Source organism: Neobacillus vireti (assembly GCF_001026695.1).
Lineage (GTDB): Bacteria > Bacillota > Bacilli > Bacillales > Cytobacillaceae > Neobacillus > Neobacillus vireti.
This window is the reverse complement of the sequence record NZ_LDNB01000014.1, coordinates 362,320-387,872: the sequence shown is the minus strand read 5'-3', so window position 1 is coordinate 387,872 and position 25,553 is coordinate 362,320. Positions and strand designations below refer to the sequence as shown.

The following is a 25,553-nucleotide window of genomic DNA, read 5'->3' as shown; positions in this document are numbered from 1 at the left end:
TATCCCAGTCTTACAGGCAGGTTGCCCACGTGTTACTCACCCGTCCGCCGCTAACCATTGGGAGCAAGCCCCCAAAGATTCGCTCAACTTGCATGTATTAGGCGCCAGCGTTNAAGAAAGTTGATTAGCTCATAAAAGTTACGTTGGCTTAGTTTTATAAAAAACTAAAAAATATTGTTTGTTGACGTTTTTGTTTGTTTAGTTTTCAAAGAACAAGTTCTTGTTACTTCGTTTGAAGCAACTATATTAGAATAACATTTTAAGTTGTTAATGTCAACAACTTTTTTATGTTATTCGCCGTCTTGCTGACGACTTTTCATATATTACAGGAGATTAATAGATTGGTCAATACCTTTTCTAAAGTTTTTTTAAAATAGGAGACAAAAGTTTTTCTTCCCATTCAACCGTAGAAAAATGATTTAACGACTAATATATAGTAGAGATTTAATTTAATGCCCTCTGTAACCCTTGTAACCAAACTGTAAATTTCTTCGTATAACCCTTGAGTGGAAAGGTTTTTGATCATACAACGAAGTGTACTGGGATATTTCACCACAAGGACTCGTCTCTATAATATGTTAAACTCGGTTGCGAGAAGAACTATAACACTTCAGGAGGTAAACGATGAAAAAACGTTTAGTTACAACTACATTAGCAATCACACTTGGTTTGGGTACTTTTGGAGCGGCTCCTACCGCTATTAATCCAATAAAGGTTTCAGCTGCAACCGTTAATCCACAAAACAACCAACTAGCTGTCGAAGCAAAGGCAGATCAATTAATTCAAACCGGTAAGAGTTTAATAGGAAAGGCAACTTACAGTACGTCAGAGTATAAATCAACTTACCCTTACAAATTTTCATGTGCAACGTTCATTGATTATATTTTTAAACAGAATGGAGTAGATCTTGCTACTTATAATGAAAATTATATGGTGCAGCAAGGGACATACGTTCCAAGAAATCAATTACAAAAAGGGGATTTAGTATTCTTTAAAAGTAAAAAAACAGGCACGGATCCCGATCATGTAGGGATGTATATTGGCGACAATAAAGTAATTCATATGGCTGACTCAAAACAAAATATTGTGATTGCTGATATGAATAGTAAGCCATATTATACAGATGCTTACTTTTCTGCCCGCAGAGTATTACCAAGCTTACTCCCTTCAAACCCAGCAACAAAAGGTGAAAAAATCGTTGAACAATCCTTTAATTTAATGAAAAAAGTGACCATGGGCAGTGTGAATGATGAAAAAGCAATGAAGTTCACAGGGACAGGCTTTGTTAACTATGTTTATAAAACAAATGGCGTTAATTTAGGAACAACTAATATAAAAGAACAAATGAAACTCGGCACAACCGTTTCACGAGCAAACTTAAAGAAAGGTGATTTAATCTTTTTTAATAGTACTATCGGTTCAAGCACACCGTCTACAGTAGCCATTTACGCAGGTGATCACAGAATTATTATTCCCAATTCAAACGGTATCCTGACTAGAGTTCTGTTTGTTGATTATTATGATCAGCATTATATTACGGCAAAACGTGTTTTCACTGACAGTGTTGCACCAAAAGTGACGCAGCCTACAGCAAGTACTTTACCAGCTGATAAAGTTGTCGATTTTGCTTCCAGTCTTATCGGGAAAGCAAAATTCGGGTATTCTTACAATGAAAATAACTTAACATTTACAGGTGCCGGTTTTACCTACTATGTATATAAAAATCAAGGAATTGATTTAAAATATAAACTTGCAAGCCAACAGGCTCAAATGGGTAAAGCAGTCCAAAAAGCTAATCTTCAAAAGGGGGATCTCTTGTTCTTCTCTACAGATAATAGCGGTTCTAAAATTACACAAACCGGAATTTATATTGGAGGAAATCAATTTATCACACTCCATACTTCCGGCAGTGCAGTTAAAGAAAGTCTAGACTCTGTTTGGGCTAAGAACAACTATGCTGGAGCAAGACGTGTTCTTTAATTATGTAATGAGAACGACCAGAAGCATTCGATGCGATATTAGCATCGAATGCTTCTTTGTTCTTAGATTAGTTATCCTTTTTTAAGCTGTTCGCAAAATTAATCATGGACCGACTTGACATTGGCCCCTTAATAAGTAGGATTGCGTTACTATCAAGTACAGGCTCTAAAACTTCTTTAAGGCCATTGACATTTTGAAACATATGGATATCGGCCTTACTACCGTCTTTTTTCGCTTGTCTTGCTATTTCTTCAGCCTTACTGCCGATTGTAATCAGCGTGTGGATGTTTCTCTTTGCGACCATAGTGCCAATTTCTCGATGATACTTCTTTTCAAAATTTCCTAATCTATTAATATCGCCTAGCACAAGAATGACATTTTTACCCTCGCCAAGGGAATCAAGCACCTTTAATGCCGCTTCTACTGAAGTGGGATTATTTGTCCAAGTATCATCTATAATCGTACTACCGCCGAACCCCTTTGCAAATTCCAGATGCCTTACCATATTTTTATAAGTAGAAAGACGAGATATTCCTTCCTCAATATCCATTCCCATCTCGTTCACAGCCGCTAGTGCAGCAAGTGCGTTAAATACTTGGTGCTCGCCATAGCCAGGGATAAAAGCTTCGTACGTACGATTTGACACATGTAACAGAAATTTCATTCCATTATTGACAAACTTCATTGCGGAAGCTCTGAAATCAGCCTTCATATCGGTTCCAAAATAAATAATCTTTCCTTTAAATGAATGCAGCGACACTTTTTTAGTATTTTCATCATCCGCATTTAAAATCAATGTACCGCCTTTTTTCACTCCGTCCACTATTTCAGCCTTTGCTTTTATATATCCTTCAAGATTCCCGCACCCATCTAAATGATGGACGCCAATCGTGGTAATAATTCCAATTGTCGGTTGATAAATCATACACTGATGCTTTATGTTCCCAGAATTCCCCAGTCCATGTTCAAAAACAGCTGCATCTGTTTTATCATCAATCCCCATCAGATAGGGTAATGATCTTCGTGGTTCATTCTTGCTGCTTTCGGAGGCTTGAACATTTTGATCCTTGCTCAAAATATGTTTAATCATATCTTTCGTTGTTGTTTTTCCGCATGTTCCTGTTATGGTCACCACCGGGATTTGAAAAAGGCCTCGGTAATACTCGATAAATTTCCAGTATGCCTGTACAAGGCTGTCAACTTTGATAACGGACGTATTCGGAAGAGCCATTTTCAATTCCGACTCAGGCTTATCCGAAATCACTAGAGATGGTCCCTTATTATTAATCGCAGTCCAGTTAATTGTATCGTCCCTGCTAACAAACATTAGCGTATACCGCTTTGTATGTTCATGACGATTATAGTAAATAACGTCTCTTACCTTCCAATTTTCCAGACCGCTAACTAATTTACCTTTCAGTAACTGTCGAATGTCTTTTACTAGTAAAGGTTGCAATCAACTTCCTCCTTTCTTCTGAATATCATATGAAAACCCAATTCATAATGTATAGGTATTGAATAGGAATATGCTAATTTCTTCATGGGCTCGGTGGAGGCAGGGTCACACTCATGGAAAGAAGGAGATTTAATCTTGTTTGGCTTTCGATATATTCTGATAAATTGGTTTTCTAGGACAGAAATATTCCCCTCTTATACTAGGACAGAAATATTCCCCTCTTATACAAAGAATGTAAAAGGAGGGCTATATCTTCTTTCGTAATTTAGATGCCAATTCAATCATTGGTTTGCTATACATATCCCCTTTAATCAGGACAATTGTATTTTCATCAACGATTTCTTTTAAAAGATCATAAACAAGGGTGCTATTGTTAAATGAATAGACCGTTGAAGTCGTTCCTATTTTTAATAAGTAATCAGCCATAATACGGGCGTGGAAACCTATCGTAATGAGAACATCAACATCTGACTCGCTTATAATTTCCCCTGCCTGTTCATGAATGACGTATCCCCAAGATCCTAAATCCGTAATAGTTCCTAAAATAGCCACCTTCTTTTTCGATTCTCCAACTTCACTTAACACCTTTAAAGCGGCCTTTAATGACGTGGTTGTTAGGCTCCATGTGTCATCAAGGATCGTAGCGCCATTAAGTCCTTCACGTACTTGAAGATGCTTATTTAGATTTTTATATGTTTTTAATCGATCTGCCGCTTCCAGAAGATCAATTCCTATTTCATGGACAGCTGCAAGTGCGGCAAGTGCATTATAAACTTGTTGCTCGCCATAGCCTGGAACGAAAACAGAGTAGTTTTTCTCCTCGTGTTGGACATTAAATTCCATCCCGTCTTTACAATATTTAATACCAGCTGCTTTAAAGTGGCAGGATGGATCGATGCCAACTTTTATGATCCGTCCAAGATAATTGGATAAATCTATTTTTTTCGTGTTATCATCTTCCGAATTAATAATAAGTACACTTGATTGATCAAGTATTTTTGCCATTTCTGCTTTTGCCTGGATATAGCCTTCTAGCGTTTTACAGTAATTCAAGTGGTGTGCGCCTATGTTTGTAATAATGCCGATAGTCGGTTTAAAATACTCCCCTGCTTTTAGCACATCTCCAGGTGCTCCAACCGCTGTTTCAAATACAGCTGCTTCTGTGTCATCATCAATGCTAAGGAGGTATTGTAAGTGAGCTGTTCGAGAATTATTGGTACTATTTGTAGCTGTAATTGTTTTTTTAGCTGAAAGAATATGACTAATCATATCTTTTGTCGTTGTTTTTCCTGCTGTCCCTGTTATAGCTACAACAGGAATATGAAAAAGGCTTCGGTAGTACTTTACAAATTTCCAATAAGCTTCTTCCACATCCTTGACCATTATGATTGTTAAATTCTTAAATTGTTCACTCCTGCTAATGGTTTGGTCTGTTACAAGCACTAAAGGGAAATATACTTCTAGCTTTTTCAAATTGACAACTTTTCTCCTTAAAAAAAGAATGGTATTTTGATTCTTTATTTGTTTATGTCGGTATGCGCCAAAATGAACAATTACATCATCAGACCCTTGAATCAAGTCACCGGAAAAGATAGTTCTGATACACTCGACCGATAAGGGCTTCATTTACTATCACACTCCTTTCTCATAATCATCATATGTGCGCGTTTTCAACTTGCTTGTACATATGGATTAATATTGGTGTCCTTTTAAAAGATTGTTTTCTGCTGACCCATTTTACAGGATACATAACCATACAAAAAACGGTTTAATTCATACTTATATAACGAGTTGTACAAATGAAGTTTATTTTAGGGAGTGGAACGTTTGAAAACGATTATTTTTATCGGCACAAATAAATCTGGATCGAGTAGAGAAGCGATTAAAGCAGCAGAGCGACTCGGTTTTTTTACAGTTGTTTTCACGAATAATGAAAAACAATTAGAACAACGGAAAGAGTACACGGATGTTCATGAGATGATTTTTGTTAATACGAATAATCTTTCAGAAATGAAAGGTGAAATCAGAAAATTGCAATTAAAAGGAAAGGATATTAAGACGATTGTCAGTTTTATTGATTCTAGTGTCCATAGTGCCGCCATTCTTTGTGATGAATTTTGTAAGAATGATATTTCGTCTGAAGCCATTTCAAAAATGGAAAATAAAGAGGCAACAAGATTTTTTCTAAGTGAACAACCATACACCCCTAATTTTTTTATTATCACTAAAGGCAAAGAGATTCCAGTCAAAAAGATAGACAAAGATCTAACATTTCCGGTCATGGTGAAATCCGCTAAATCAACAGGTTCTAAAGATGTGATATTCGTGGATAAAAAGGAAAAATTAGAAAAACAGGTAGAAAAATTGCAAGAAAAGAACCCCGATGAAGCAATTATTATTGAAGAATATATTGACGGAAACCAATATTTAGTCGAGGCGCTCATATACAACAACAAGATTATGATTGCTGGCATTTTCGAACAAGAAATTACGCAGGGTAAAAGATTTATTATTACAGGTTATGGTGTACTTGCGGAAGTTCCCAATCAAATAAAAGCAGGAATTGAAGAGGTCCTGCAATCTATCATTTCCCAGTTCGGAATTAAGAATGGCGCCCTTCATCTTGAAATACGTCGGACAAAAGACGGCTGGAAACTCATTGAAATCAACCCAAGAATTTCTGGTGGTGCAATGAATGATATGATCCTAGCTGCATTTGGGTTTAATTTAGTAGAAGAAACTCTTAAATTATATTTAGGAGAAATTCCGTCACTAAAACCAAAATGTACGAATTACGTATTTACGCAGCACGTCATTATTTCGAAAAAGGGAATATTAGAAAAGGTTACGGGAAAAAGGAGGGCATTAAGGTCCCCAGGTGTAGTTAAAGTTTACGTGAAGCCTAAAAAGGGAACTAAGTTAACACCGCCATTATCAATGGGTCATAGATATGCCTACGTGATTGCAACAGGGGAAAGTATGGAAGAAGCTAAAAAACTGGCAAAGAGTGCTGCAAACGAGATTCAGTTCCATCTAGCGGTGGATGAAACGGGAAAATGATACATCAAAAGATAGTTCCTACCCCAAAAAGGACTTCGGCAATATCCGAGGACGTTGGAAAACTTTGTATTTTTCATTAGTGCTGAATAGCAGTAAAAAAAGACGACTCTAAAATTCCAAAAGTGGATTTTAGAGTCGTCTTTTTGTTCATGAGGGTATCTATCTAATTAAAAGAACCCTGTTGATTGGAGCGGAAGGCGGCGAAGACTCCTGCGGGAGTACGGGGCAGGGGAGACCCCGCAGGCGCTAAAGCGCCGAGGAGGCTCCCCGGCACGCCCGCGGAAAGCGAAGCCGCCTGGAGCGGAAATCAACAGCCAATTAAGACACATAACCCTAAAATTAAGGGACTTTTTCAGTGCCTTTGCAATCGCCAAAATCGTTTTTTACATTGAAACTTATTAAACCGATAAAACCTATCTAAATGTTTGATCTAAAAACTTTACGGTATCAAACATATTCGTTTTACTCGCTCCTTTGACCAAAATCGTGTCATCTTTTTTTACAATCTTCAATAACAATTCATGTAATTGGTCCCGATTAGTGAAGTGGAAGACATTTTTGGCGGAATGACCTTTTGCAATTGCTTGTGTTCCAATCTCTTCTGTTCGAAAACCATAAGTAATTAAAAGGTCAATTTTTTTATCATGAACATATTCTCCGACTTTACGATACTCTTCCTCCCTTAAGTTCCCCAATTCCCTCATCTGTCCAATAATCGCTATTTTTCGGTGCTTTCCAACATTTGAAAGAACATCGATTGCAGCTCGCACTCCTTGAGGATGGGAATGAACAGTATCATCTATTACGGTTATATTGTCACGGCAGTTATAAATAGTCAGTCTTCTAGGTGGTTTTCTAAAAAGCAGCCCCAATTTAATTTCCATTGGCGTAAACCCTAAGTAGTCTGCAACAGCAATCGCGTTTAGAGCATTGTATACATGGTGCTCCCCTAAAATAGGAATGAAAAGTGATATTTCCTGCCCTTTAAGCTTCATCTTGAAATTCATTCCTGAGTGTGCGTATTTAACATCGTAGGCTCTGTAGTCAGCAGCTGAATTTATTCCAACTGTGAAGATCGTCCCCTTAAAATTTTGGGTTTCTAAATAGGTTGAATTAGGATCATCCTTGTTTAGAAATAGGACGCCATTTTGATCCATCCCATGAATCAATTCCGATTTTGCATGAGCGACTCCTTTAATATCGTCATGGAAATTACCTACATGGGCTAAACCGATATTTGTCACGATGCTTATATTAGGCTTGATGATGCTGCAATGTTCAGTAATGACACCGGGATAGGCCATTCCATACTCTAATACAACTGCTTCATGGGCTGGATTGATTTCTGCCGCATGTTTTTTCGTATGCTCTGTTGTATTCCAATAATCTTTAGATTCAAAAGTATTCCATTTCTTTGATAAAATCGATGCAAGAAATGCTTTGGACGTTGTTTTACCTGCACTCCCAGTTATCGCGATAATCGGTATTTCCTTCTTTGCTACCGTTTTTTCCCGCTTTAATTCTTTTATTTTTTTGGTAATCATAATTTGGTTCTTTGCTAAAAACATGGCATATCTAATCGAATTAATTACTACATCTAACTCCAAATAAAAGGCAGGTGGACAACCCGGCCGCCAGTTTACCTCGTATATCCAGATTTTAGAATTCTCATCTAGTCCTACGTCTACGCCAATTTCATCAATGACCTCCCCGTATTGTAGCATTTGAAGTTCATCTAAATGATTGGCTAATGCCAAAGAAAAATGTTCGAGTGTTCGTCTAATATTAAATGCTTCTTCTTTGAATTCTTGCTGTAAAAAAGGATCTAAATAATTGGTGAAACCTCCATTGTTAATATTGGCAATAATAGATCCCATTGGAGCAACTCGCGGATAGATCGTGGTGATCACCCATTTTCCATCACCATCTTTTTGAACATGGAGTCTGAAATCGTAGACTTGTCCGGATTTTGTGACAGATTGGATATAGGGTTGAGCAATAAAGGTTCCTGATGACAGTTTTGATTTAATAAGGTCGTTTAGTTGTTGTTTGGAGTAGTAAATAGTATGGGAGTCCTTCTTAACGAGAAAGTCAGCATCACTTTGGGAAATGAAAAAGATCCCTTGCCCTTTTCTTCCATCAATCGGTTTAAATACAACCTTTTCAAATGCAGCCACAAGTTTGAAGAAATGCTCAGTATCTATTACAATTTCTGACGGAATTAGATAGTTTGAGAATTCTTTTGCCTCTTTTAACCGCTCATTAATATTCCATTTATTACCGATCGAATGGGTGGTAAAGGGGATCTTTTCTTTTAACCTTTGAATAATTTCCTTAGACTTAGCGAGTTTTTCAGGACTCCCTGCATTGTAGATAACATCTGGGAAAGGCATTATTCTCTCTACCCATATGCCGTTTTCATATACTTGTCCCTTAATGGAGCTGTTAACAAAATTCACTGTTCCAGGTGAAAAATAGAAAAACTTGGCCCCTTCTGCTTTAGCAACGGCAGCATAGGCATAAGACTTTATGACTGTTGTCGGGTCTTTACGATGATGTAACATTCCTATCAATGTCATTAAATAATCTCCTTTACTTGAACTTTAAAACCTTATACATTACATTCAATTACTAACCAATTTGAAACGGACAGAAGTGCAGTTTTATTGATATTTCATGATTGAGGACGCATAAATCGTGCATTTTACACAGCGCTACCTTTTTCCATAAAAAAGGCCCCATGAACACATAGGGCGAAAGTTAATACATTACCATTTTGGCTCAATAATGATTTCCCTTTTAAGGAATTCAATATCTAAGGTTTGAATGGCATATATATTTAATAAATCAACTTTTATACGGTTAGATGTTTTCTTTAATCTCATAACATCACTATGTGAGTGTGGAGTTTCACCATGTATATCTAGGGGACGAAGTAATGAAATCGTTGCATAGCGTCCTTCTTTTTCAATCGATTCAATTCGAAAATAATTAGATGTAAAGGACTCTTCCTGCCCATTTTCATGATTGACCTCCACACCCTTGTATGAAAGGAATCCATCTTTCGTCAATAATACGAAAGGAATAGTGTCTACGCCTACTAATTTAGCAAGCAATTTTCCAGAAAATTTGTTCGAGGAATCGGTTAATAAGTCTTGCAATGATTTCAATTCAAAAAGCGCTTCACATAAACCATGTATACTTCTTTTCTCGCTACTCAATTTCACTGACAGCTCCCTGTATCTGTCCTTTTTAATATGATATTTATCGATCAAGGGGAGTGTGCGAATTGTAAAGGAATTCATGCTTGGACATTTTACCCAATTATCACTCAAATTGGTTCCAAATAAAACTTTATCTCCTGTGCAGCGGCTATTGCGCTAGATTTTGCTATTTCTGGAGATTCCGAGGCTGCAATGATGCAGGCATAACGATTGCCCATAGAGTAGGGGACGATTAATATATTTCCTTCCTTTGGCTTGATATGGACGTATTTTACACCTTCATGCCTCAAAGCTTGATCCATACCTGTTACTTTGAGTAGCTTTCCTTGAGAACCAATCGTTAAATATATGGCGTACACATGTTGTTTTCGTGTTTCGATTAATAAGGGTTGCTCACCGAGAGCCATTCTTACTATTTCTTTAATGAGGTTAATTCCTGTTCCTTCCTCAATGATTTGGTTCATCGCTCCACCAGACATTCTTGGATTGATCTCGACAAGTTTCCATTCCCCTTGTACAATTCTCATCTCTAAATGACACGATCCATTTGAAAGTCCTACTTGGTCAACAATGGCTGTGATGGAATCAACAAGGTTTTTATATTCTTCATTCGTTAATCTTGCAGGGTATTTATATCCAGTCACGATAAATCTTTCGTTGTTTGTAAATTCTTGTTCAATCACTCCGACAACAGTCATTTCATTGTTGGTTACAATGATCTCAATTAAAAACTGAGGCCCTAATAAATATTCTTCCACTAATAGCGGCTGTGTTGGATATTTTATTTGTAGAAATTTTATACCGGCCATAAACTTTTCTATTGTTTCAACCAAGAGGACATTCTTTGAACCATTGGAAGCCGGCGGTTTCAATATCAATGGCAAAAATGCTTTATACCGCTGTACAAACTGGTCAACAGGTATACTATTATTAAAGACTACATAAAAAGGCGAACTCGAAAGATCTGTTAATTTTTCTCTAAACCTAATTTTATTTTCCATAATATAAAGTGAGTCCACCGATAGTTTTACCAGTCCTAGATGTTCAGACAGTTTTGCGGCAAAAGAAACATAGGGATCAATAAAACTAAGGCATGCACATATTTGTTTTCCTGTTACCGTTAATTTTGTCAGTTCATCGAGAACCTTTACTTCATCTAATAAGTCGTTGATAAAAACAACTTGATCAACACCTGGAAATTCGTATTTTTTCAACATGTGATTTTTCTTGTTTGTTAACAAAACAATGAAGTATCCCATTTCTTTTGCTATCGTTAGCGCTTCTTTACTAGTGCCAGAATTGTTACATCCCAAAAAGACAATTGTCTTCATTTGTTCAACCATCCTGCCTATAATAAGGTCATTGATAACATATGGAGGGACAAGAGGGCCGGAACCTTGTTCCTATTTTAAATATTCTTCTCCCTTGAATTTCACCGTATTATTCTCCCAGGATTACCGACAACCGTCTTATTAGCAGGAACATCCTTCGTAACTACACAACCCGCTCCGACTATTGATTTTTCACCAATCGTAATAGCTGGTAAGAGAGTTGCGTTGTTTCCAATTTTGGCTCCGCTCTTAATAACTGGTCCTTGATGCTTGAAATTCCCCATCCCCATATACTTGTCATTAGAGGATGAGCAGCAAGGGCCGATAAACACCTCATCTTCAATCACCATATCTGCTGTAATATAGCAGCCTGTTTGAATGGTAACGCGCTTTCCAATTTTCGTGTTTGTCTCAACGATGGCATTACGTCCAATAATGCTGTCTTCGCCGACGGTTACTTTTTCACGGATACTTGTTAGATCACCAACAAACACACCGGTTTCAAGCTTTACATCGCGGTAAATTACGCTGTTGCAGCCAATCGTGACATGAGCCTCGATCATTAATGGATCAAGAGTTTTTCCTGGCTTGCGTGCCATTTTTTTATTGGAAGAAGTCGGTTTCCCAAGGACTGTCAGTTCTCCAATTTGAACAAAATCACCAATTATTGTATCTTTTTTAATAACCACGTGATGCCTGATCGATACATTGTTTCCTATTGTGACATTTTCTTCGATCACTACGTACTCCCCGATCGTGACATTTTCACCTATTTGTGCTGATGCATGGATCATACGCATTCCCCCTTCTCCGTTATAAAAATAGCTGGGCAATTCTTAGCACCAAATTTTCTCTTCTATTTAAGGGAAACTGCTGCCCTACTTTACTCACCCTGTAATAGCTGCTGATAGATCGTAATAAGCTCATTCGTCACTCGTTCAGCTGAATGATAGGTTTCCACATACCTTCTGCCGGCTCTTCCGATTTCATGGCGTCGCTCAGGATTTTGAATTAATTCAAGCAGGACATCGGCAAGCGTTTCCGGGGTTGCTTGTACAATTGGCAATTCAGCAGGAAACTTGTTACGTACATCGTCTCTAATAAAAGCAACAACCGGTTTGCCCATGGCCATCGCTTCGACACTAAACATTCCATATGTTCCACACAGCAGCTGATCAATAATGATATCTGCATCCTTATAGATCGCGATGGCCTTTTCATGACTCATTTTTTCGACAATCTGATACGTAAACTCAGCTTTGCCTTGTAGTTGGTTAACAGCCGCTTCTACATGGTTTGAACCTTTAAATGATCGATTGGTTGGCGCATGGACAATGGCAGGGTTATCATTTGTAACCAATGGGTACGACACCTCAAAGTCCTCAACATTACAAGCAAGCGGGAGAACAAATACCTTTTTGTAATAGTCTTTTACGTAAGGGTAGGCTTCATAATCCTGGACGATTGCTGTATCAATATACTTCGTTACATATTTAAGCTGCCTGTCAATTTCTAAATCCGTATAATAGGTCGGTGGAAGCCGATAGGGATTCAGCTTTCTGACCATTCTAACACTACGAACATCACTTCCCCAATGATGCATCACCATTTTCTTTCCCAGTTCCTTTAATAACGGAAGATCTGCAAAATCCTGCATAAATGTGTTGGCATTATGGAAGTGGAAAATATCAGTATTCTCAACTAAAAATTCCAGTTCCTTCATCACCTCAAATGCGTCTGTATTGATAATATCTCCCTTATAATTCAAATACGTGTGAAAGCCGTTATATCCAGCAGCGAAATGCCCTTTCTTCCTCAGTTCCTTACAAATAATCCCCATCTGCCCGGCAATTTCAGTAGGGGCATGGACAATTTTCATACTTATCTCTCCTTCCGCTATAGTATATTCACTTTGGATAAGTTGGTTATTTGAAATATTTAAAATGGGGACAAGCGGACTCACCATTTTTCGAGGAGCTCATACGCTGTAATAGGACAATATGAAAGTCGCATGCGCCTTGCTAGAGGGGCGACAGGCATAAGACAAGCCCGCGAGGAGTCTGCTTTTTAGCCTTCTGACGGATTGGCTTATGACCCCGAGCTCCTAGGCGATGGAGCTCGACAATATGGAAGGGATGGGAATCACTTGTCAACAAATGAATATATGACAGCAGAAGAGCTTGGTATACAAAATCACCTTTGCCTGCTTCCCTATGGAGAGGAAACTGAAAATGGGATTACCAATTGGACTGCTGAGGATTTAATGCCGTATCAAACTTATTTAGTTAACGGCGAACCTGTAGATTCAATGTTTGGGGGCTTGATCTTCAATCCAATCAGTGGCAGGAAAAATCATTTTCTATACCCGATGTATGCCGATTTTGGGGTATTACCAGCAAAACAGGATTGGAAGCTGGCATTAAAAAGGCTTTTTATGGATGAATATAATTTGGATGCTGCAGCTAGTAACACTGCAGACGGAAAGAAAACAGATATATGGGTGACGATACCTTATCCGAATCTTACTCAAACAAAGTTTGGCTTTTTAAAGGGAAAATGGATAAATTTCAAAACTGAAGAACACAGGTTTTTGGCAATGACGTGGTGGATTGATCAGTTTTTAAAAAAATGGAAAAAATTTGATCGACTCCATGAAAAATTAACATTCCAAGGGTTTGTCTGGCCGCGAGCATCGGTAGACGGCCGGGATGAAAGCCTTGTTAGAAAGGTGAACGCCTATATTCGCATAAAAGGACTGTTGTCATTATGGCTGCAGCAGTATGGCTCTGCCGGGTGTGTGGAATGGAGGAAATTTGGATTTGACGCTACCTGCACCCATCCAAACTTTTACGGAACAGCTGGACCAGATTATAAATGGATTGTCCACTCCACCATATTTGCAAAGTATTACCATATCGGCATGCAAATCACTTTTGGGAAAGGCCATCTTTATAAGGAAAATCATTTGTTTGATTATTTAAACTATGGCGTACACAACGAGTATATGAACAAAAGCCTCCTCGTCTTTCAATTTCCTAATCAAACGATGCGGGATATTTATGAAAATCATCCTAACGAATATGCCTGCCTCTATTCCTTCATAAAAAAAGACTATGAACCAATATATCCGACAGCAGCATTCCCGTCTTAAGAAAAGCATAAACTGGTTTCAATTCCTTGAAACCAGTTTTTTTTGCGGAAAAACAGCGTCAAATTGTTCTTCTCTAGCCCCTTAATGTTGCATAGATTGCGAGCAATCGATCCGCGATTATTTCATGTGAATGAACCTTTTCCACATACTGGCGGCCGCTTACACCAAGATCTCTACGCAGATCAGGGTTATCAAGCAGCCGTTTGACCTGTTCGTATAAGTTATCCGGATTGGCGTTCACAATCGGCAATTCTGCTGGAAACGAGGAAATGAGATCCGGACGAATAAACGTTAACACAGGCTTCCCCAGCGCCATCGATTCCACACTAAGTAAGCCGTAGGACCCGCATAAAACCTGGTCAATAATAATATCCGCATCCTTGTATAGCTTAATGACCTCCTCATGATTCATTTTTTCAATTCGCCGATACTCAAAGTCGTAGTCTTCTTTCAATCGTTCAATCGTCTTTTCAATATAGAAGGTGCCCTTAAAATCCGGATTAGTTGGGGCATGGAGGATGAGTGGCCGATCTTTATGCACTGACGGATAGTGCGGCTGAAAATGTGTAAGATCAATGGCAATCGGAACAACATGTACCTTTTCATAATAATCCTTGACGTAATCATACACTTCGTAGTCCTGAACAATCGCTTCTTTAATGTGTTCCGTAATTTTCATTAATTTGGCATGGATGTCTTCATTGGATGGTGAATCACCCGTATAAACATAGGGATTGTTCTTTCTTGCTTGATCATGAAACCTTACGTCATTACCCCAGTGATGCATAATCATTTTTTTATGTTGGCTTTTAATTTCTGGCAGATCCGCAAATTCCGGTAAGAGGGTCGATCCGTAATGAAAATGAAACAGATCATATTCCTCTAAAATTTCCTGGACCCTTTCCTCAAGCCCGCCCTGATTTGTATTGATGAGGAAATCTTTATAACCAAGATAAGAATGGAACGTATTATAGCCGACAGAGCAATGCCCCTTTTTTGTCAGGGCACTGCTCAAAATTCCCATTTGGCCGGCGATTTCAATTGTCCCGTGGAAGATTCTCATTTTCCTCCACTCCTTTTAACCAAGCATAGGTTTTTGCAATCCCCTCTGTGATAGAATGTGGTTTTTGCCAATTCTATTCAGCTTGAATTTTCTCAGCAAGAATACTTCTTCGCTGCACGACATCCACTTTTCGTTTTGGCGCAAACTGAAGGGGAAGGTCTTTTTGCCCACTAGCCTTTTGAACCTCTTTTGCAAGGTCAAGAACGCTGGTTTCCATTCCGGTTCCAACGTTATAAACAGTTCCTACTGCATTCTCTTGTACAGCTGCCAACAAGACAGCGTCCATCGCATCTTCTACGTACGTAAAATCCCGCGTTTGGCTGCCATCACCGTAAATAATCATTGGCTGTTGATTTTGCGCGGCTTCAAAGAATTTAGCTACCACCCCACAATACGGATTAGAGGCAAGTTGGCCTGGTCCATAAACATTTGAAAATCTTAGAATGCTAACCGGCATTTGATACATTTGATGGTAAACATGGCAATAATGCTCCATCGAGAATTTACTAGCTGCATAGGGAAGTTTGATATTATAGTAAAATTCTGGTGTAGGCAGGATGTCAGCATGGCTGTAAATCGAGGTGGTTGAAGCATAGACAAAGCGCTTTAACCCCCGGCAGCATTCCTCGGCCTTTTGAAGCAGCAAGTAGCCTCCGTATAGGTTCGTTTCGAAATCATCATTCATATTTTCAACGGATAAGACAAGATTTTTACAAGCAAAATGGAAAATATACTCCACATGGGGCAATACCTCTTCCAGTATTTTTTCATTTGTGATACTTGCTTCATAAAAGGTGATCTGGTCTGATTTTGGAATGGCTGCCCTGTTTCCAGTCGATAAATCATCAATGATATAAATATGATCACATAAAGGCATAAGCCTTCTCACTAGCTGCGACCCTAAAAATCCCGCTCCGCCTGTTACCGCTACTTTTCCAAGATTCATGGATTTTCTCCTTCCTTTCTACTCATGTCAGCTGTGGAGAACGAAGTTAAAGGAAAGTGTATCACCTGTTTAGATAATTCCGATTGATAAAGTGCAAAAATAATTTCAAGCGCCTTTTTCGCTTCCGTTCCATCAATCAGCACATGCTTTTCTTCTGAATTTACCGCCTCTATAAAGTCTTCATACATATAAATCTGTTCATTCCCATCACGGATGAGTTGATCAAGCTCTTCCTCATTCGTTTCCTCTCCTTCAATAAACCAGCGGGATATTTTATTGAGAGAAGGGCCTTCGATGGAAATCGTCCCTTTCTCACAAAAAATAGTTAAAGAATATCCCAAATTATTAGGCTTGGTCACAATATTAGCCTCAATGATCCCCTTTGCTTGATTTTTGAAGTTAATGACCCCTACAGCTACATCCTCGGTTTCCTTTAATAGAGACGATTGAACAATTTCTCCATATACGGTTTTAACATCACCAAGAAACCATTGTAGCAAATCGACAAGATGAATCCCTTGATTGATCAGCATTCCGCCATCACTGGCCCAATTTCCCCGCCAAGCCGCAGCAGAATAATAGCTAGGGGAGCGATTAATCCGAATGGATGAAATCCCTAAATACGGTTTTCCCATTCTCCCTTCATCAATCAACTTTTTAATTTTTTGCATCAACGGTCGAAACCGAAGCTGATGGCAAACCATTAGCTCCTTTTGCTGTTTCTCTGCCAGTACTATCAATTCATTTGCCTCTTCGATAGACAGCGCCATCGGCTTTTCAAGAACTACATGCTTTTCCGAGAGGAGAGCGTCTTTTGCCATCATTGCATGAAGTCCGGAAAAAGAAGCAATAATGACTGCATCAACTTGCGCATCCGCGAGCAACTCTTTATAGTCTTTATGACATTTAATGGGATGGAGATCACCTGAAATGGTTTGGTAATATTTCTTTGTTCCATCCATTCTCACCTCATGCAGGTCACTGATCGCTACTAGCTGTGCATCCTTACAGCCGGCTATTGCCTGAAGATGTTTTCTTGAAATATAACCACAGCCGATCAAGCCAAATCGAACGACCATTTAGCTTCCTCCCTTTTGCCGTAAAAGGGCAATAATTTGATCTTGTTCATTCTCTGTTAAAAACGGATGCATCGGAATGGCAAAAAGTTTTTCTGATAACGATTCAGCTATCGGAAAATCCCCTTTCTTATAATCGAGCAAGGAGTACACTTCTTGTAAATGCAGGCACCGCGGATAATACACTCCAGTTTGAATCTGTGCGTTCAAAAGGTCCTGCATGAGTTCTTCTCGACGATCTGACTCCATGCAAAACAGGTGATAAATATGAGAGCCGTCTTCTGACTCAACCGGCATGGTTAAGTATGGCACGTCCCTGAGGTGCTGACGATAACGGTCAGCAAGCTCTCTCCTTTTTTGATTCCATTCATCTATTTTAGTGAGGTTGATAAGCAAGATTGCGGCGTGCAGCTCATCAAGGCGGCTGTTATAGCCGATTTGGTCATGATAATATTTCTTCGTTGTTCCATGAGTACGGAGTTTTCTAATTTTTCCGGCAAGTTCCACGTCTGAAGTCGTAATGATCCCTCCATCCCCCATGGTGCCGAGATTTTTAGTTGGAAAAAAAGAGAAACATGCAGCGTCTCCCAGACTCCCCACCCTCTTATTCTTATAAGTAGCTCCAAAAGCCTGACAGGCATCTTCAATCACTAGAAGTCCGTGCTTTTTGGCAATCTCTGTGATTTTATCCATATCAACAGGTTGTCCAAATAAATGAACTGGAATGATCGCCTTAGTAGCTGTGGTTATTCTTCTTTCTATTTCAGCGGGATCAATATTGTATGTGCCTGGATCAACATCAGCAAAGACAGGCACAGCACCGACACGCGAGATAGCCTCTGCACTTGCAAAGAAGGTAAAAGGGGTAGTAATGACTTCATCTCCCACTCCAATTCCATACGCTTCAAGTGTAAGTACAAGTGCATCAGTACCATTTGCAACCGCAACTGCTTCAGTGACACCGAGCTTTGTTGATATTTTCTCTTCAAGCTCCCGCACTTTTGGACCTAAAATATACTGACCGCTTTTAATCACCTCCGCTATTCCATGGAGAACTTCATTTTCAACACTTTGAAACTGACGTTTTAAATCTACTAGATTTATCATCTTTCTCTCCTTATCTCTATATCGAACATGCAGGTAACACCTGGATACTTGGTACTTTTTTTTACTTTTGCTCGTTCAAGCAGGAAATCCAGATAAACTGCATTTGATATAGTAATTAAATTATTTCTCCCTAATCTATGACTTACATATATAGGGTGAAACGGCTTGTAACTACTCATTATTCAATTTCCGCTAATTCTGAGTGGGTGCAACCTATTACATAAACGGAATCAGTCAAATGTATTTCCAACATATTTTTCAAAAAAAATGACACCCAAATTTCGTAATGTAGTTGCTTGTCCATTTCCATCCCTTCTGTCGAACATATTTTAAAATGTATTAAATTTTTTAGAGGCGAGGAAAGGAGAATAGATGAATGAATAGCGATGATTCACAGTGGGAAAAAGAAAAAATTGCTGTTATTGGCTTAGGGTATGTGGGTCTTCCCTTGTCTGTCTTGCTGGCGGAAAAGGGGTTCCATGTGAAAGGCATTGATATGGATGCTAGCAAAGTCACGAAGCTTCAATGTTCAAAAAGTTATATTGGAGACATAGATGACATTTCGTTAAAAAAGGTAGTTGACAGTGGGCAATTCCAAGCAACCACAAATTTTGATGAATTAACAGACGTTACCTCTATTATTATTTGTGTACCGACACCACTTACTAAACATAAAACACCTGATTTAAGTTTTATCATGAGCGCAGGAAAGGAGATTCAGAAGAGACTGCAAAAAGGACAGCTTGTAATTTTAGAAAGTTCCACCTTTCCTGGTACTACAAAGGAAGTATTATTGCCGATTCTTGAACAAAGCGGGTTACAGGTCGGCTTAGATTTCTTCCTGGCTAATTCACCAGAAAGAATTGATCCTGGTAATGAAAAGTATCGGGTGGAAGATATCCCAAAGGTCTTAGGGGGAGTGACGAAGAAGTGCAAGGAGAAAGCATTGTCCCTTTATCGAAAAGTTTATCGAGAAGTTGTTCCCGTTTCCTCAACGGAAGCTGCTGAGTTGACCAAGCTCCTTGAAAATACCTTCCGTTTTGTTAATATTTCATTTATTAATGAGATGGCCATTCTTTGTGATCACTTAAAAGTTGATATCTGGGAAGTAGTCGGAGCTGCTTCTACAAAACCCTATGGATTTACCCCGTTTTATCCAGGTCCCGGAATAGGAGGACATTGTATTCCAGTTGATCCTTTATATCTTCAATGGAAACTGCAGCAATTTGAGACAAGCAGTGAGTTTATTACAATCTCAGACCGGACAAACGAAAGAATGATAGACTATATCGTGACCCGTACCGAAGAACTTTTAAAGCCGAAACACTCTCTACCATCTGCCAAAATTTTGATTTACGGTATCACATATAAAAAAGATGTTGCGGATACGCGCGATTCTCCGACTCTAGAGGTTATTAAGAAGTTCAAACAAAAAGGAGCCAATGTCCGCTATCATGATCCCTATGTTCCTTCGATTATTATTGATGGTCATTTATTTACAAATACGGAGTTAACAGAGCAGGTGTTAAGTGAAATGGATTGTGTGATTATTTTAACAGACCATTCCATCATTCCGCTTGGCAAAATTCTACATCAGGCACCTCTTGTTTTTGATACAAGGAATGTGACAAGCGGACATCATGGTACTTCCGTTGTCGTTCGCCTCGGTGAAGGAGCCGAACTGTAAAGTCATTGAACTGGTAATGATAAATCGTCGATTTTAAGAGCCGATAGGCGAAGACCGGGCGTTGCTGCCTGACGGGAAAGTTATATTTACCTGGCTAAAAAAAAGAGCATGCTCCATGCTCCTTTTTTAGTTTAATGGTTTGCGATTCCTTCATAATAAAACCCTATATTCGTTACCATTCTCTTATCAAGCATGTTTCTCCCATCGAAAATGTACGGATGGGCCATTAGTGGCTTAAGGTTCACCCATTCAAGTACCTTGTATTCATCCCAGTCAGTGCCAATAACAAGCGCCTCTGCGCCGGCAACCGTTTCCTCTACACTTTGAAGCTGCACGAGAGACGGCCTTGCAGCAATTTTTACGACTGGATCGTGCACCTTCACCTGCGCCTGTTCTGCTAGCAGACGGTCAATTAAACGAAGACTCGGCGACTCCCTTGTATCGTCTGTGTTCGCTTTAAATGATAAGCCAAGAACAGCAATTTTCTTATTTATCAAATTCCCGCCGAGGGCCTGCTTGATTTTTTCAATAATATAAATGGGCTGCTTTTCGTTGACTTTAACAACACTCTCTAAGATGGATAGCGGCTTGCCCTGCTCCTTCGCGGTTTGGATTAACGCGTTCACATCCTTTGGAAAACAGGAACCGCCATACCCCATTCCGGCCCGGAGGAACTGCGGTCCAATCCGAGTATCGAGCCCAATGCCCTTTGAAACCTCATTCACATTGATGTTGAGGGCGTCACATAGTCGAGCTAACTCGTTGATATAAGAAATCTTCATGGCAAGGAAGGAATTGGCGGCATATTTGATCATTTCGGAGGCCTTTGGGTTGGTTATAACGATTGGGCAGTGAAAATCTTTGTATAATTCCTTCATAATTTTTCGCGCTTTTTCACTTTTGGTGCCAATAATAATTCGGTCAGGATTTAGTGCGTCCTGAAGGGCTGAACCCTCACGCAGAAACTCGGGATTGGAGACGACATCAAATCGAATAGGGGTAGCTTGCTTTCCGCTGACCCATTTCTCCACTAGCTCAGCCGTCCCCACTGGCACCGTGCTTTTCGTCACAATGATTTTAGATTTGTTCATATATTTGCCGATGGACTCGGCGACATTTTTTACATAAGTAAGATTCGCACTCCCATCAGTTTCCATTGGTGTACCGACGCAAATAAAGATAATATCATTTTCTTTTACAGCTTTTTTTGTGTTTTTTGTAAAATAAATATTTTTGGCGGCGACATGCCTGCTTAGCAACTCCTCAAGGCCGGGCTCATAGAAATATAGTTTACCAGCCTTTAATGCTTGTAATTTGTGATCATCAAGGTCCAGGCCTGTTACCTGGTGGCCCATCTCACAAAAAATAAGGCCTGTCGTCGTCCCGACATACCCTGTGCCGACGATTAAAATTTTCACAATAATTTATTCCCCCTTCACCGCTCGTATTAATTTATTCTGCGAATGAATAGGAGGAAGGTTGTCCAACATAGAAAGGGCGATAAAATGGGGAAATTCCCTATGAGGAGAGTGTGAGGTTTTTTTGTGACCGTAATGGCGGGAAATCTCGCGCACCGGGCATAATTATCATTATTTGTGACCGTATTGGCCGGAAATCTCGCTCATCGGGCACAATTATCATTATTTTTGACCGTCATGGCCGGAAATCCCACTCCCCTGACATAATAAAAAGGCACCTATAAAAGGTACCTCTACACCACCGCTAAATCCAGCCTTTTTTCTCGGCGATGGCAGCGGCTTCGGTTCGATTTTTCGCATCTAGCTTATGGATAATTTCCGAGATATAGTTACGGACCGTACCGGATGATAGGAAGAGCTCCGATGTGATTTCCTTTGTCGTTTTCCCTAACGCTGCTAATCTCAAAATCTCTTGTTCTTTTGGCGTCAGCGGATTTTCTTCGCGGATGACATCAAAGGTTAACTCGGGGCTGAATACCCGTTTTCCTGCCATCACCTTGCGAATCGCATCAGCGAGCTCATCAATCTCGCCATCCTTCAGTAAGTACCCATGGACACCGATTTTTACGGCGCGTTCAAAGTACCCCGGCCGGGCAAACGTAGTTAAAATAATGACCTTGCAGGAAGCAGACCGGCGTGCGAGCTCCTCAGCAACCTCCAGCCCGTTCAAGACGGGCATTTCAATATCCATTAAGCAAACATCTGGCTCAAGCTTGAGTATTGAGGCGAGCGCTTCCTCTCCATTCAGCGCCTGGCCGATTACCTCCATATCTTCCTCTAAATCAAGTAAGGAGCCCAACGCCCCCAATAACATTCGTTGATCTTCAGCTATAAACAAGCGAATCATCCCGCAGTCTCCCCTGCTTTTTTTATTATCGGAACTGTGATTTCCAAAACCGCCCCGTTATGATTCGAAAGGGACATCGACCCATCTATCAGCGCCAGCCGCTCCTCCATCCCCTTCAATCCATTGCCAAAGCGCTTGTTCCGCTCAACTCCCATCCCATCATCGCACACCACCGCACTCATTTTCTCAACTGTAAGCTTGATAGAAATCGAACAATGTGCGGCCCGGCTGTGCTTGACAACATTGGTCGAGGCTTCACGGATACACATCCCGACGATATTTTGAATAAAGGGAGAGGTCTTTGAAAAATCAACATCTCCATCGTACTGATAAGTTATTCCCGCTGCTCTTAAGATTTGCTGCGCCTGGAGCAGCTCCTCGGCAATCGTTGCTGCCCGCATATCAGTTACTAGCTCGCGGACCTGCTTTAATGCTGCCCGGGAGGTCACTTCCATTTCCTTCGCTTCAAGCCGTGCCCGTTCTGGATCAACCGCGGTCAATCTTTGCACAAGCTGGCTTTTTAGCGTCAACAGGGATAATGTATGGCCGAGCGTGTCATGGAGGTCGCGGGCAATCCGCACCCGCTCCTCGCGCTTAACCAACTCTTCAATTTGCTTATTCGCTTGATCCAGCTCTTTCTCAAGCTCCATCCGCCGGTTCATCGAGCGGATCCCAAACGGCGAAATCAGCATGATGATGAGAAATGGAATAAAATACAGGAGCTCTCCTGGCGTGAAAAAACTCTTCTGCTCGATCATACGATAGATGAACGGAATAAATTGCACACACACCAAGCCGATCAGACCACGCCTAAACACCGTTTTATTGTGATACCAGCCGATAAAATTCGCTGGGAAAAACCCTAAAAACATGTAGTTTAAGTTATAAAACATACTAAAGATAAACACAATGGCCAGTTGAACCGCTAACCAGTAAGTAAATTTTCTTTTTCCCATTGAAAAATAAAGCTGGCGGTACGTGACCAAAAATAGTAGCACCATCCCATAGCCCAACAGCTGCTTTAGCCCTGATTCCTTCGTTACATAAATGACAGGAAATGCGATATAAATAAGAAAGATATAGGGAAAAAATCCAAACTGCCTTGGAAAGATGCTAAACGACTTTTTCAACTTGATCACACCGCTTCTTGTTTTCGTCTAATATACTTCGATAGTAGCATAAATACGGCTAAATAGGCGATTAATATCAGAATATTTCTCCAATCCGGCATATTGCCGCGGATGATTTCCCATGCGCCATTGCCAAAATTATACGACGGCAGCCATTTTCCGATTGATTGCATGATTTTAGGCATGATTTCGAGCGGCATCCATAGGCCGCCTGCTATCGCGAGCACCATATAAATCACATTGCTGACGCCTGCAGCGGTCTCTACTTTTTTCATCAATCCGATTAAGGTGCCGATCGCGAGGAATGGCAGCGAGCCGAGTAAAATCCATAATCCGCTCATAATCCATTCTAGCGCGGTGAGTGAAACTCCATTGATAAGTGCACCTGCGATAAAAATGATTGTAATCGAGAGCATATGAATTACGCTTTGACCAATCATTTGTGCCGCAAAATAGACCGTGTCGGACAGCGGCGTGATACGGATGAACGTCGCCCAGCCCTGCGAACGTTCCTGGACCATGCGGATTCCAAGTGTCATCATCGACGAACCCATCACACTGAACACTGTCATTGACATCAGGTAATGTGCCTGCCATTCCGCCTTATCCGGGGCATTCGTGTTCACGACATTGGTAAAAATATAATAGAAGAGAATCGGCATCACAAGCGACCAAAAGACAAAATAGCGATTCCTTAGCACCCGGATGATTTCGTATTTACACTGCATTTTAAATGTTTTCATTTTATATAGCCTCCTTCGCGCCGCTAGTCAGCTGTTCGAATGCTTCCTCTAGCTTGCCGCGTTCAATTTGGATATCCCGTGCACCAATTTTTTCTTGAAAAATTAGCTCCAATACTCGGTCCGTATTTGAGGATTGGATGTAAACCCGGTTGTTTTTTCTGTAGATATCATCAATCTCACTGTGGAGATACAATTTTTCCAGCGACATTTCCGGGTCGACGAAAAAGGAAACGGACTGCTTTGAAATCCTGGATTTGATTTGTGCCGGCGTTCCGTCTGCGACCACGGCACCATCTTTAAAAAGTAGGATTCGCCCTGCGGCATCATCCGCTTCCTGCAGATAATGCGTTGAAAAAATAATCGTTTTCCCTTGGGCGGCCATTTGGTGGACTGTTTGCCAAAAGCGATTTCTTGATGTGATGTCCATACCGACTGTCGGCTCGTCAAAAATGATCAGCTCCGGATTTCCGGCGAGTGCGAGCGCAAAGCTTAAACGCCGCTTTTGGCCGCCTGATAATTTTTCCGCCCGTGTTTTCAGATCTTGATTGGTGAGACCTGTAAGTTCGATGAGTTGCTGGATTCCGAGCGGATTTGGGTAGTAGCTGCTAATTAACTCAAGAATTTCCCGCACCTTCAAGCCGGGCATGACACTCACCTCTTGGAGCATCGTGCCAATTTTCTCACGGACTTGTTTTTCATGCGGCTGGTGGTTGAATAATTTGATCTCGCCTGCGGATGGCTTCAGCAGACCTAAGATCATCGAGATGGTAGTGGTTTTCCCAGCCCCATTCGGCCCAAGAATCGCCACGACTTCCCCTTTTCCAATCGTGAAAGATACATCGTTTACAGCTGTTTTATGTTGAAATGACTTTGTTACGTTTGTTAAGCTTACAATTTTGTTCATTCTCTTGAACACCTCCTGATTACTTGATTTCATTGTACGCTTTAGAGGTGGAGGTTTTTAGTAAGCATTGTCATTAAAATGAGGTGACAAAAGTCATATTTCTGAAGGATATTGCAGAGGGATGGATTTTAAGGGAAAAGGTATGGTTTGATACGCGGAAGAGTTGGGGTTCTCGCCGATTTTTGAGATAATCTCGCCAAACTTCGGATGAATCTCGCCAAATTCGGTAGTTATCTCGCCAAACTGGAGAACTATTTCGCCAAACTCACAACTTATATCGCCAAACCCGTTTTTCTTGCTTAACTATACAGGGGATTCCGCCTATTTTAGGGATAATCTCGCCAAACTTCGGATGAATCTGGCCAAATTC

At 40.2% G+C, this 25,553-nt stretch carries 20 protein-coding genes and 1 rRNA gene; 4 read left to right on the top strand and 17 right to left on the bottom strand.

Translation table 11 applies throughout. From position 1 onward, the window contains the following. Positions 1-140 (bottom strand): 16S ribosomal RNA (locus tag AA980_RS19180); the annotation flags it as partial. Positions 141-624: 484 nt separating this feature from the next. Here AA980_RS19180 and AA980_RS19175 point away from each other — a divergent pair. After that, positions 625-1,980 (top strand): C40 family peptidase, encoded by a 1,356-nt coding sequence (locus AA980_RS19175; protein ID WP_024030932.1) that lies wholly within the window; start codon positions 625-627, stop codon positions 1,978-1,980. A gap of 67 nt (positions 1,981-2,047) precedes the next feature. Here AA980_RS19175 and AA980_RS19170 read toward each other — a convergent pair whose 3' ends face one another. Further along, positions 2,048-3,436 carry a Mur ligase family protein gene (locus tag AA980_RS19170; RefSeq protein WP_024030931.1) on the bottom strand — a complete coding sequence of 463 codons (1,389 nt, stop codon included), beginning with the start codon at positions 3,434-3,436 and terminating at the stop codon, positions 2,048-2,050. 246 nt (positions 3,437-3,682) lie between these two features. Beyond that, positions 3,683-5,062 (bottom strand): Mur ligase family protein, encoded by a 1,380-nt coding sequence (locus AA980_RS19165; protein ID WP_024030930.1) that lies wholly within the window; start codon positions 5,060-5,062, stop codon positions 3,683-3,685. Positions 5,063-5,263: 201 nt separating this feature from the next. Here AA980_RS19165 and AA980_RS19160 point away from each other — a divergent pair, with 201 nt between their 5' ends. Then, on the top strand, positions 5,264-6,496 hold the full coding sequence (locus AA980_RS19160) for an ATP-grasp domain-containing protein (RefSeq protein WP_024030929.1): 1,233 nt from the start codon (positions 5,264-5,266) through the stop codon (positions 6,494-6,496). A gap of 413 nt (positions 6,497-6,909) precedes the next feature. On the opposite strand, the gene AA980_RS26560 is transcribed toward AA980_RS19160, so the two are convergent. The 5 genes from AA980_RS26560 to AA980_RS19135 form a co-directional block, all read right to left on the bottom strand. Further along, positions 6,910-9,075, bottom strand: coding sequence for a YheC/YheD family protein (locus AA980_RS26560; protein WP_024029985.1), 2,166 nt, complete (start codon positions 9,073-9,075; stop codon positions 6,910-6,912). 189 nt (positions 9,076-9,264) lie between these two features. After that, the gene (locus AA980_RS19150) at positions 9,265-9,723 is read right to left on the bottom strand and encodes a CotY/CotZ family spore coat protein (RefSeq protein ID WP_160310254.1); all 459 of its coding nucleotides are present in this window, start codon (positions 9,721-9,723) and stop codon (positions 9,265-9,267) included. A gap of 104 nt (positions 9,724-9,827) precedes the next feature. Continuing rightward, positions 9,828-11,051, bottom strand: a complete 1,224-nt coding sequence (locus AA980_RS19145; protein WP_024029987.1) for an ATP-grasp domain-containing protein — start codon at positions 11,049-11,051, stop codon at positions 9,828-9,830. 101 nt (positions 11,052-11,152) lie between these two features. Continuing rightward, a complete protein-coding gene (locus AA980_RS19140) occupies positions 11,153-11,845 on the bottom strand; it encodes an N-acetyltransferase (RefSeq protein ID WP_024029988.1) in 693 nt (230 codons plus the stop codon). An 89-nt stretch (positions 11,846-11,934) separates the two neighbouring features. After that, positions 11,935-12,930, bottom strand: coding sequence for a glycosyltransferase family 4 protein (locus tag AA980_RS19135; protein WP_024029989.1), 996 nt, complete (start codon positions 12,928-12,930; stop codon positions 11,935-11,937). A gap of 267 nt (positions 12,931-13,197) precedes the next feature. Here AA980_RS19135 and AA980_RS19130 point away from each other — a divergent pair, with 267 nt between their 5' ends. Further along, complete coding sequence (locus AA980_RS19130) at positions 13,198-14,202, top strand: DUF4855 domain-containing protein (RefSeq protein ID WP_024029990.1); 1,005 nt, start codon at positions 13,198-13,200, stop codon at positions 14,200-14,202. 73 nt (positions 14,203-14,275) lie between these two features. Here the strand turns inward: AA980_RS19130 and AA980_RS19125 are convergent, their stop codons facing one another. The 4 genes from AA980_RS19125 to AA980_RS19110 form a co-directional block, all read right to left on the bottom strand. Continuing rightward, the gene (locus tag AA980_RS19125; RefSeq protein ID WP_024029991.1) at positions 14,276-15,265 is read right to left on the bottom strand and encodes a glycosyltransferase family 4 protein; all 990 of its coding nucleotides are present in this window, start codon (positions 15,263-15,265) and stop codon (positions 14,276-14,278) included. A 73-nt stretch (positions 15,266-15,338) separates the two neighbouring features. Beyond that, entirely contained in the window at positions 15,339-16,211 is an 873-nt protein-coding gene (locus AA980_RS19120) for an NAD-dependent epimerase/dehydratase family protein (RefSeq protein WP_047771876.1), read from the bottom strand. Then, positions 16,208-17,290, bottom strand: coding sequence for a Gfo/Idh/MocA family protein (locus AA980_RS19115; RefSeq protein ID WP_024029993.1), 1,083 nt, complete (start codon positions 17,288-17,290; stop codon positions 16,208-16,210). Before AA980_RS19115 ends, AA980_RS19120 begins: the two co-directional genes overlap by 4 nt. Further along, entirely contained in the window at positions 17,291-18,394 is a 1,104-nt protein-coding gene (locus AA980_RS19110; protein WP_024029994.1) for a DegT/DnrJ/EryC1/StrS family aminotransferase, read from the bottom strand. Between the two features lie 376 nt (positions 18,395-18,770). Here AA980_RS19110 and AA980_RS19105 point away from each other — a divergent pair, with 376 nt between their 5' ends. Continuing rightward, on the top strand, positions 18,771-20,081 hold the full coding sequence (locus AA980_RS19105; RefSeq protein WP_024029995.1) for a nucleotide sugar dehydrogenase: 1,311 nt from the start codon (positions 18,771-18,773) through the stop codon (positions 20,079-20,081). A 131-nt stretch (positions 20,082-20,212) separates the two neighbouring features. On the opposite strand, the gene AA980_RS19100 is transcribed toward AA980_RS19105, so the two are convergent. From AA980_RS19100 to AA980_RS19080, 5 genes are all read right to left on the bottom strand, one after another. After that, on the bottom strand, positions 20,213-21,499 hold the full coding sequence (locus tag AA980_RS19100) for a UDP-glucose dehydrogenase family protein (RefSeq protein ID WP_024029996.1): 1,287 nt from the start codon (positions 21,497-21,499) through the stop codon (positions 20,213-20,215). Positions 21,500-21,803: 304 nt separating this feature from the next. Further along, positions 21,804-22,406, bottom strand: coding sequence for a response regulator transcription factor (locus AA980_RS19095; RefSeq protein WP_024029997.1), 603 nt, complete (start codon positions 22,404-22,406; stop codon positions 21,804-21,806). Continuing rightward, positions 22,403-23,536, bottom strand: a complete 1,134-nt coding sequence (locus tag AA980_RS19090) for a sensor histidine kinase (protein WP_024029998.1) — start codon at positions 23,534-23,536, stop codon at positions 22,403-22,405. The genes AA980_RS19095 and AA980_RS19090 overlap by 4 nt, the downstream gene beginning before the upstream one ends. Positions 23,537-23,541: 5 nt before the next feature. After that, on the bottom strand, positions 23,542-24,279 hold the full coding sequence (locus tag AA980_RS19085; RefSeq protein ID WP_024029999.1) for an ABC transporter permease: 738 nt from the start codon (positions 24,277-24,279) through the stop codon (positions 23,542-23,544). Position 24,280: 1 nt separating this feature from the next. Next, complete coding sequence (locus AA980_RS19080) at positions 24,281-25,183, bottom strand: ABC transporter ATP-binding protein (RefSeq protein WP_024030000.1); 903 nt, start codon at positions 25,181-25,183, stop codon at positions 24,281-24,283. Positions 25,184-25,553: the final 370 nt, after the last annotated feature.